The 9,478-nt window shown below is 59.2% G+C and carries 10 protein-coding genes; 4 read left to right on the forward strand and 6 right to left on the reverse strand.

The features are described 5' to 3' along the window. Positions 1 to 148: 148 nt before the first annotated feature. From ACRESJ_RS06550 to ACRESJ_RS06575, 6 genes are all read right to left on the reverse strand, one after another. Entirely contained in the window at positions 149 to 1,561 is a 1,413-nt protein-coding gene (locus ACRESJ_RS06550) for an amino acid permease (RefSeq protein WP_431757188.1), read from the reverse strand. A gap of 882 nt (positions 1,562 to 2,443) precedes the next feature. Further along, positions 2,444 to 3,655, reverse strand: coding sequence for a 23S rRNA pseudouridine(2605) synthase RluB (gene rluB / locus ACRESJ_RS06555; RefSeq protein ID WP_431757189.1), 1,212 nt, complete (start codon positions 3,653 to 3,655; stop codon positions 2,444 to 2,446). A gap of 235 nt (positions 3,656 to 3,890) precedes the next feature. Next, entirely contained in the window at positions 3,891 to 4,874 is a 984-nt protein-coding gene (gene scpB / locus ACRESJ_RS06560; protein ID WP_431757190.1) for an SMC-Scp complex subunit ScpB, read from the reverse strand. Between the two features lie 11 nt (positions 4,875 to 4,885). Continuing rightward, positions 4,886 to 5,584: a segregation and condensation protein A gene (locus ACRESJ_RS06565; RefSeq protein ID WP_431757196.1), complete on the reverse strand. Its 699-nt coding sequence runs from the start codon at positions 5,582 to 5,584 to the stop codon at positions 4,886 to 4,888. Between the two features lie 120 nt (positions 5,585 to 5,704). Next, a complete protein-coding gene (locus ACRESJ_RS06570) occupies positions 5,705 to 6,334 on the reverse strand; it encodes an L-threonylcarbamoyladenylate synthase (RefSeq protein WP_431757191.1) in 630 nt (209 codons plus the stop codon). 13 nt (positions 6,335 to 6,347) lie between these two features. Further along, entirely contained in the window at positions 6,348 to 7,211 is an 864-nt protein-coding gene (locus tag ACRESJ_RS06575; RefSeq protein WP_431757192.1) for a PHP domain-containing protein, read from the reverse strand. Between the two features lie 87 nt (positions 7,212 to 7,298). On the opposite strand from ACRESJ_RS06575, the gene ACRESJ_RS06580 reads away from it, so the two are divergent. From ACRESJ_RS06580 to ACRESJ_RS06595, 4 genes are all read left to right on the forward strand, one after another. After that, complete coding sequence (locus ACRESJ_RS06580) at positions 7,299 to 7,895, forward strand: septation protein A (protein ID WP_431757193.1); 597 nt, start codon at positions 7,299 to 7,301, stop codon at positions 7,893 to 7,895. A gap of 1 nt (position 7,896) precedes the next feature. Next, positions 7,897 to 8,196, forward strand: a complete 300-nt coding sequence (locus tag ACRESJ_RS06585; RefSeq protein ID WP_007984134.1) for a YciI family protein — start codon at positions 7,897 to 7,899, stop codon at positions 8,194 to 8,196. A 121-nt stretch (positions 8,197 to 8,317) separates the two neighbouring features. Then, complete coding sequence (locus tag ACRESJ_RS06590) at positions 8,318 to 8,728, forward strand: translation initiation factor 2 (RefSeq protein ID WP_431757194.1); 411 nt, start codon at positions 8,318 to 8,320, stop codon at positions 8,726 to 8,728. 7 nt (positions 8,729 to 8,735) lie between these two features. Further along, positions 8,736 to 9,413 (forward strand): response regulator transcription factor, encoded by a 678-nt coding sequence (locus ACRESJ_RS06595; RefSeq protein WP_431757195.1) that lies wholly within the window; start codon positions 8,736 to 8,738, stop codon positions 9,411 to 9,413. The last annotated feature ends 65 nt before the right edge of the window (positions 9,414 to 9,478 follow it).

Raw genomic sequence — 9,478 nt, forward strand, 5'->3', positions numbered from 1 at the left:
GGGCTTGCTCGCGAATGCGGAGTGTCAGTCGACTTGAATCCTGACGGTTGAACCGCTTTCGCGAGCAAGCCCGCTCCCACAGGGTGATGTGTGATCTTTGAAAACAAAAAACCCGGCACTTGGCCGGGTTTGATGTTTAGGCGTGGAATTATTCCGCCACAGCCCGCAACGCAGGCTGAGCACTGCGCTTGTTCTTGATGCCGTAGCAGACCCACATGAACACGAGCCACACCGGAATCGCGTACACCGAGACCTGGATGCCAGGGATCAACAGCATCACGCCCAGGATGAACACCACGAACGCCAGGCAGATGTAGTTCCCGTACGGGTACCAAAAGGCCTTGAACAACGAAGTCTGACCGGTCTTGTTCATATGCTGGCGGAACTTGAAGTGCGAGTAACTGATCATCGCCCAGTTGATCACCAGGGTGGCCACCACCAGCGACATCAACAGTTCCAGAGCGCTCTGTGGCATCAGGTAGTTCAGCAGTACCGCGATCAGCGTCACGGCCGCCGAAGCCAGGATCGAACGCACCGGCACGCCACGCTTGTCGATCTTCGCCAGCGCCTTGGGCGCATCACCCTGCTCGGCCATGCCCAGCAGCATGCGGCTGTTGCAGTAGGTGCCGCTGTTGTACACCGACAACGCTGCGGTCAGCACCACAAAATTGAGGATGTGCGCAGCGGTGTTGCTGCCGAGCATCGAGAACACTTGCACGAACGGGCTGCCGCTGTAGGAGTCACCGGATGTGTTCAACGTGGTCAGCAGGCTGTCCCATGGGGTCAGCGACAGCAGAATAACCAGTGCGCCGATGTAGAAAATCAGGATCCGGTAGATCACCTGGTTGATGGCTTTCGGGATCACGGTTTTTGGCTTGTCGGCTTCAGCTGCAGTGAAACCGAGCATTTCCAGGCCACCAAAGGAGAACATGATGATCGCCATGGCCATCACCAGACCGCTGACGCCATTAGGGAAGAAGCCACCGTGGGACCACAGGTTGCTCACCGCCGCCTGCGGGCCGCCATGGCCGCTGACCAGCAGGTAGCTGCCTAGGCCGATCATGCCGACAATCGCCACGACCTTGATGATCGCGAACCAGAACTCGGCCTCGCCAAACACTTTGACGTTGGCCAGGTTGATCAGGTTGATCAGCACGAAGAATCCGGCAGCCGAGACCCAGGTCGGGATATCCGGCGCCCAGTAGTGAATGTATTTGCCGACAGCGGTCAGCTCGGACATGCCCACCAGGATGTAAAGAATCCAGCAGTTCCAACCCGACAGGAAGCCGGCGAAGCCGCCCCAGTACTTGTGGGCGAAATGGCTGAAAGAACCGGCCACGGGCTCTTCAACGATCATTTCGCCCAGTTGGCGCATGATCATGAAGGCAATGAAGCCGCAAATGGCGTAGCCGAGGATCATCGATGGGCCAGCGGATTTCAGTACCCCGGCCGAGCCAAGGAACAAACCGGTACCGATCGCGCCACCGAGGGCAATCAATTGAATATGGCGATTTTTCAGGCCGCGTTTCAGCTCGCCTGAATGCGAGTTTTGTCCACTCATGAAAAGGGTCTCACGCAAGGTTTGATGATGTTCAGTAAACGTTGCTGCTTTGCAAAGACACTAAGCGGCATCGATCAAACCCCAGCGCAGGCACCAGGAGTTCAGCGTATTTACAACGGTCATGCGTCACCTGTTTGTTTTTATCTGTGACGAAATCGAACCCGACACGCTCGTGACGCGGCGGAGTGAACAAGGCGGATAGCCTTGAGGTTTGCGCTGATGCGCAGGAGGTCACAGGTAAAACGCGGCGCATTGTACACCTGTAACCCCCTGCTGCCAGACCCGCTGGATCAGCGTGTCGTTTGCCGGGATTGCCTGTGTCCACCCCGAGTCGCTCGGGTGGCTGCAAATAGTGGGTCAGACCCTTGCGGATCATTGACGGGGACGGCGTGAATCACGCCCCTGGCGGAGAAGTGAACATGGATTGCGGCGTTCATTGCGCCTCCTTTTTGTTATGCACCTGCACGACAGGCATGGGGCGCATAACACCCTGCATGGGGCGGGGAAACAAGCGGGTTAGAGCGGGGGGAGAAGGACATAAGACTTCGGCGCGTAAAAATTCTCTTACGGCGCCTGCCACACGTGGATTTCACGAGAGTTATCCGGGATATACGTCAGGATTTCTTTACAGCACGTAACGACAGTTTTCCATGCGGGAGATAGTGTTGTTGTCGTTGACGCCTTCGCGGGCAAGCCTTGCTCCTACAGAATGGCGGTGTTTGGGGATGGATCGTTCGGCACGCAGGGACTGTAGGAGCGAGGCTTGCCCGCGAAGAGGCCCTCAAAAACAACACAACACCCGAACCGACCGTAAAAAAAAACGCCAACCCGAAGGTTGGCGTTTTTTTACTTGCAGCTTGAAGCTAAAAGCTTACCCCTGCCTCACTCCGGCTTACGACGACCAAAGCCCGGACGCTGACCGGAACCTGCCGGTGCACCGCGACGCTTGCCCGAAGGTTGGTCACCGTCGACCAGCTTGATCCCCGGACGTTTTGGCGCTGGCTTGGCCGGGCGCTTGGTGTCGACCGGACGATCCGCTACCGGTGTACCACGACCTTCGCCACGCTCGGTGCGGCCGCTGGCCGGACGTGGAGTGCGTGGACCGCGCTCGCCGTCCTGACGGGCCGCAGGCTTGCGACCTGGACGCTCGCCTTCGATCTGCGGCTCGCGGTTTTCACGCGGGGCAACAGGTGCGCCATTCGCTGGACGCAGGGTACGCACACGCTCGGTACGGGCCATTGGCCGCGAGGATTTGCGCTGCATCCGGTCGAGCTTGTCCTTGCTCTTGGCGTTCAATTGCGGCATCGCCACCGGGGTCAGGCCGACTTCGGCGCTGAGGATGTCGACTTCGTATTGGCTCATTTCACGCCAGCGGCCCATCGGCAGGTCGGAGTTGAGGAACACCGGACCGAAACGCACGCGCTTCAGACGGCTGACCACCAGCCCCTGGGATTCCCACAGACGACGGACTTCACGGTTGCGACCTTCCATCACCACGCAGTGGTACCAATGGTTGAAACCTTCACCACCCGGAGCCTGCTTGATGTCGGTGAACTTGGCCGGGCCATCTTCCAGGACAACGCCAGCCTTCAGGCGCTCGATCATCTCGTCATCGACTTCGCCACGCACACGTACCGCGTATTCACGGTCCATTTCGTAGGAAGGGTGCATCAGGCGGTTGGCCAGTTCACCGTCGGTGGTGAACATCAGCAAACCCGTGGTGTTGATGTCGAGGCGACCGATGTTGATCCAGCGCCCTTCTTTCGGACGTGGCAGTTTGTCGAACACGGTCGGGCGGCCTTCCGGGTCAACTCGGGTGCAGATTTCGCCATCGGGTTTGTTGTACATGATCACGCGGCGGACCGACTCGGCGGCCTCTTCGCGCTTGATCACGCGACCATCGATGGTGATGGCGTCGTGCATATCGACACGCTGGCCAAGGGTGGCGTCTTTGCCGTTGACCTTGATGCGGCCGTGGCTGATCCAGGCTTCCACGTCACGGCGCGAGCCGACGCCGATACGGGCGAGGACTTTCTGCAGTTTTTCGCCTGCTGGGCCGATTGGCTGGTCGTCTTGCTGGTCTTTGATACTCATCTGGGCACCTCCCGGTGTGGTCTGAAAACTGGGTACTTTGGCGAAGGAATCGCCGAAGGGTCGCGAATCATACGCGCATGAGGGCGTTTGCGCATCAGAGACTAGTTGATCGACGGCAGGTTATTTGGATTTCCGCCGACCGGTGGTGCAATCAAAATCAAAAGATCGCAGCCTGCGGCAGCTCCTACATTTGGAATGCGATCCCCTGTAGGAGCTGCCGAAGGCTGCGATCTTTTTACTCCTCGAATTCGCGGCGTTCGGCTTCGATGGCTTCGGCCAGGGCAAGGGCTTCGGCTTCTTCGTCTGACAGCTCAGGCTTTGGCTGTTCAAGCGCGGCGACAGCGGCCAGGAGTTTTTCCCGAGCCTCGGCAACACCGAGGATGTCGTCTTCCGGTTCCGGTTCGATTTCCGGCTCTGGCTCCTCTTCAAGTGCAGGCTCGATTGCCGCAACATCGATTTCTGCCTGAGCGTCGGCCATCTCCGAATCCGTCTCAAACGCCGGACCATCACGCAACAAATCGTCGAAGTCGGTCTTGATCCCCTCCTCCATGCTGTCCAGTTCCAGCAGCAGCGTATGGAAACTGGTTTCCTCCTTGGGCTCCTCCGGCTCGGCGCTGGCGTCGGCCAATTCCTGCAACGCGGCAGGCACCGGGGCGTCGTCGAAGTCGAGCACCGGGTCGGGTTCCAACTCCCGCAGCTCCGCCAGCGGTGGCAAATCGTCAAGGTTCTTCAGGTTGAAATGGTCGAGAAACGCCTTGGTGGTGGCGAACATCGCCGGTTTGCCGGGCACGTCGCGGTACCCAACGATGCGAATCCATTCACGTTCCATCAATGTCTTGACGATCTGACTGTTGACCGCCACCCCCCGCACATCTTCGATTTCGCCCCGGGTGATCGGCTGTCGGTAGGCAATCAAGGCAATGGTTTCGAGCATGGCCCGTGAATAACGCTGCGGCCGCTCCTCCCATATACGCCCGACCCACGGCGAAAACTTTTCGCGGATTTGCAGGCGATAACCTGAGGCGACTTCCTTCAGTTCGAACGCGCGGCCATCACAGGATTTGGCCAGTATCGTCAGCGCTTTCTTGAAAACCGGCGGTTCCGGCCGCTCGCCCTCCTCAAAGAGTTCGTACAGGCGTTCCAGGGATTGCGGCTTTCCCGAGGCCAACAGAAAGGCTTCAAGCAATGGCGCCAGCTCGCGGGGTTCACTCAGGTTCATGATTGGACTCGTTATTCGGCTCGGGCTCGCACGTGAATCGCTGCGAACGGCTCATTCTGCACCAGCTCGACCAAGGATTCCTTGACCAATTCGAGGATGGCCATAAAGGTCACGACAACCCCCAGGCGCCCTTCCTCGGCGGTGAACAGCTCGACAAAAGGTACAAAACCGCCGCCCTTGAGCCGCTCCAGCACATCACTCATGCGTTCGCGGGTGGACAATGCCTCGCGGCTGACCTGATGGCTTTCAAACATATCGCCACGGCGCAGTACTTCGGCCATGGACATCAACAACTCTGACAAACGCACATCAGGTACCAGCTTGCGTGCCTTTGCTTCCGGGGCGTCGAGCTTGGGCACCACCACATCACGACCGACGCGACTCAGGCCATCGATGCCTTCGGCGGCAGCCTTGAAGCGTTCGTACTCCTGCAAGCGGCGGATCAGTTCGGCGCGCGGGTCGTCCTCTTCGTCTTCGACGGTCTCGGCCCGCGGCAGCAGCATCCGCGACTTGATCTCGGCCAGCATCGCCGCCATCACCAGGTACTCGGCGGCCAGTTCGAGGCGCACCGACTGCATCAACTCGACATAGCCCATGTACTGGCGGGTAATTTCCGCCACCGGGATGTCGAGGATGTTGATGTTCTGTTTGCGGATCAGGTAAAGCAGCAAATCCAGCGGGCCTTCGAAGGCTTCGAGGAAGACTTCCAGTGCATCTGGCGGGATGTACAGGTCCAGCGGCATTTCCAGAACCGCCTGGCCATAGACCATGGCAAAAGGCAGTTCTTGCTGGGCGCCTGCTTGCGGATCGACGGGTTCTACTGCCGACATCTAGGCCTCGGCCATGAACGGCGCAGGATCACCGCAACCCACGCGGATCACTTCCGGCTCGCCGTCGGCAAGGTTGATCACGGTAGACGCCTTGATCCCGCCGAAACCGCCGTCGATGATCAGGTCGACCTGGTGTTCGAGCAGTTGACGCATTTCATAGGGGTCATACATCGGATCGGTATCACCGGGCATGATCAGGCTGACACTCATCAACGGCTCGCCGAGTTGCTCCAGCAGTGCCAGGGCAATGGGATGGCTCGGCACCCGAAGACCGATGGTGCGTTTTTTCGGGTGCAGCAACAGTCGCGGGACTTCGCGCGTGGCGTTGAGAATGAAGGTGTACGGTCCCGGCAAGTGGGCCTTGAGCAAACGGAACGTGCCAGTGTCAATCTTGGCGAACAGGCCCAGTTGCGAAAGATCGCAGCAGATCAGTGCGAAGTTGTGTTTCTCATCGAGCCCACGCAAACGGCGGACGCGCTCCACGGCAACCTTGTCGCCAATCTGGCAACCGATGGCGTAGGAAGAGTCAGTGGGATAAACAACCACCCCGCCTTTGCGGATGATTTCGACAGCCTGTTTAATCAGGCGCGGTTGCGGGTTTTCCGGATGAATCTGGAAAAATTGACTCACATTCTCTTCCTGTTCAGACGGCAGTAATAACTGGGTCATGTTTAAACCGACACCACAGGGGCGGCAGATCCTCCGGTAGCGGGCGATACTCACCGATTTCCGACCACCCGCCAGGGCCGTGAAAATCACTGCCGGCGCTGACCAGCAGACCAAACTCGCGAGCCAGAATGGACAGGCTGCCCACTTGCTCGGCGGGTTGGTGCCCATTGACCACTTCGATCGCCTGGCCTCCTGCTTGAATATAGTCGGCAATCAGGCGGCGACGTTTACTGCGAGTGAAATCGTAATGCCACGGATGGGCCAGGCTGACCCAGGCATTGGACGCGCGCAGGGTTTCGACGGTGTCCTCCAGGGTCGGCCAATGTTGCTTGACGTCCCCGAGCTTGCCAGCACCCAGCCATTTGCGGAACGCTTCGGCGCGATCCTTTACAAAACCTTCACGGACCATCCAGTCAGCGAAATGCGGCCGGGCCGGCGCGTTGCCGCTGTCGCCCAGTTCTTTCTGGATTTCCCGGGCACCTTCCAGCGCACCGGGCATGCCCTTGAGCGCCAGTTTGCGACTTATTTCTTCAGACCGTAGCCAGCGGCCATCGTGCAATTTGGCAATGGCTTCGACCAACGGCGCGGCATTGACATCAAAACCGTAGCCCAGCACATGGATGGTCGCACCGCCCCAGGTGCAGGACAATTCGACGCCGTTGACCAGTTGCATGCCCAGCGCATTCGCGGCTTCCCGGGCCTCGGCGATGCCTTCGAGGGTGTCGTGATCGGTCAAGGCCAGGACTCGCACGCCTTTCTCGAACGCACGCGCAACCAGTGCCGCAGGCGCCAGGGCGCCATCGGAGGCCGTGCTATGGCAGTGCAAATCAACATTCACGGGGCTTTGTAACCTCAAATCAGCTGGCGCTATCGCGCGCCCATATGTTTGTTATTATGCCGCCACATCCTGCTTCTGGCTGCCACTGTGAAACAATTCATCGATTTCATCCCGCTCCTGCTGTTTTTCATCGTCTTCAAAATCGATCCACGGGTCGTCGACATTGCCGGCCACGAGGTAACTGTAGGCGGTATTTACAGTGCCACCGCGATGCTGATCATCAGCTCCCTGGTGGTCTACGGCACTTTGTTCATCAAACAGCGCAAGCTGGAGAAGAGCCAGTGGCTGACCCTCGTCGCCTGCCTGGTCTTCGGCAGCCTGACCCTGGCCTTCCACAGCGAGACCTTCCTCAAATGGAAAGCCCCGGTGGTCAACTGGCTGTTCGCCCTGGGTTTCATCGGCAGCCACTTCATCGGTGACCGCTTGCTGATCAAGCGCATCATGGGGCACGCGTTGACCCTGCCGGAGCCTGTCTGGACGCGCCTGAACATCGCCTGGATCGTGTTTTTCCTGTTTTGCGGCGCCGCCAACCTGTTTGTCGCGTTCACGTTCCAGAGCTACTGGGTCGACTTCAAAGTCTTCGGCAGCCTGGGCATGACGTTGCTGTTCCTGGTTGGCCAGGGCATCTACCTGTCCCGCCATCTGCACGACGCCGATACCACATCGCCAAAAACCGAGGACTGACATGCTTTACGCAATCATTGCCACAGACGTCGCCAACTCCCTGGAAGCCCGCCTGGCCGCACGGCCTGCACACCTTGAGCGCCTGCAGGTGCTCAAAGGTGAAGGTCGCATCGTTCTGGCCGGCCCACACCCGGCAGTCGACAGCAATGATCCGGGTGCTGCGGGTTTCACCGGTAGCCTGATCGTCGCCGAGTTCGACTCCCTGAGCGCCGCACAGGCCTGGGCCGACGCTGATCCGTACATCGCCGCAGGTGTCTACGCCAACGTTTTGGTCAAGCCGTTCAAGCAAGTCCTGCCGTAACTTTCCTTTCGCAAGTCCCCCACGCGATGAACCTTATCGGTTCATCGCGTTCTCAATCGCTCATTATTCTCGTTTGCCGGCCGACAACTTCCCAATACTCGTATTGGAATTTGGAGTCGCGATGCGCAAAGGTCCGTTGTGTCTGTTGTTGGTCTCGTTGTCGATAATGGCCCCCGCCCACGGTGAAGAAGCCGAGGGCGGCAAGTCGACGCCTTTGTCCTTGAGCGCCGGTAGCCAGATCAACGAGTTACAGCAGCGCTTGAAAGAAAGCGAACGGCAACGAGAAGAACTGAGCAAACAATTGCAAAATGCCGATGGTGAACGCGAGAGCGCCCAGTTGACCCGGTTGCGCCAGGAGAACCAGCGTCTCAAGTTGCAACTCAAGGAAGCCCAGGCCGGCAGTTCGCTACCGCGCTTGCTGACCGATCAGCAGCAGTGGTTCGTCATCGGTGCCGGAGTAGCGCTATTGGCCCTGCTCTGCGGTATCTTCGCCAGTGGTGCAAGACGAAAACGTCGACAATGGCTAAATTGAGTGAGTCATGAGCGAGCTGTTACTAATTGATGATGATCAGGAGCTGTGTGAGCTCCTGAGCAGTTGGCTGAGCCAGGAAGGCTTTCAGGTTCGCGCCTGTCACGATGGCCAGAGCGCCCGTCGTGCGCTGACCGAAACCTCCCCTGCGGCCGTGGTGCTGGATGTGATGCTGCCGGACGGCAGCGGCCTGGAACTGCTCAAGCAGTTGCGCAGCGATCACCCGGACTTGCCGGTGCTGATGCTCTCGGCCCGCGGCGAACCACTGGACCGCATCCTCGGTCTGGAGCTGGGTGCCGACGATTACCTCGCCAAACCGTGCGACCCACGGGAACTGACCGCCCGCCTGCGTGCCGTGTTACGCCGCAGTCATCCGGCGGCGGTCTCCAGCCAGCTGGAACTGGGCGACCTGTGCTTCAGCCCGGTGCGCGGCGTGGTCAGCATCGATCAAAAGGAACTGACCCTGACGGTTTCCGAAAGTCGTCTGCTTGAAGCTCTGCTCAAGCAACCTGGCGAGCCACTGGACAAACAGGAACTGGCGCAGATCGCCCTTGGCCGCAAGCTGACCCTGTATGACCGCAGCCTGGACATGCACGTCAGCAACCTGCGCAAGAAGATCGGTCCGCACCCCGACGGCCGACCGCGCATCGTGGCCCTGCGTAGCCGCGGTTACTACTACAGCCTCTGATATCGACAATCCACCTGTAGGAGTTGCCGCAGGCTGCGATCTTTTGACTTTGCTTTTTCAAGATC

The sequence above is a fragment of the Pseudomonas sp. genome (assembly GCF_050739655.1).
Taxonomy (GTDB): domain Bacteria; phylum Pseudomonadota; class Gammaproteobacteria; order Pseudomonadales; family Pseudomonadaceae; genus Aquipseudomonas.

Coding starts and splice junctions, on each gene's coding strand:
- ACRESJ_RS06550 (WP_431757188.1), bottom strand. CDS start 1,561: ATGAGTGGACAAAACTCGCATTCAGGCGAGCTGAAACGCGGCCTGAAA.
- rluB (WP_431757189.1), bottom strand. CDS start 3,655: ATGAGTATCAAAGACCAGCAAGACGACCAGCCAATCGGCCCAGCAGGC.
- scpB (WP_431757190.1), bottom strand. CDS start 4,874: ATGAACCTGAGTGAACCCCGCGAGCTGGCGCCATTGCTTGAAGCCTTT.
- ACRESJ_RS06585 (WP_007984134.1), top strand. CDS start 7,897: ATGCTTTACGCAATCATTGCCACAGACGTCGCCAACTCCCTGGAAGCC.
- ACRESJ_RS06590 (WP_431757194.1), top strand. CDS start 8,318: ATGCGCAAAGGTCCGTTGTGTCTGTTGTTGGTCTCGTTGTCGATAATG.
- ACRESJ_RS06595 (WP_431757195.1), top strand. CDS start 8,736: ATGAGCGAGCTGTTACTAATTGATGATGATCAGGAGCTGTGTGAGCTC.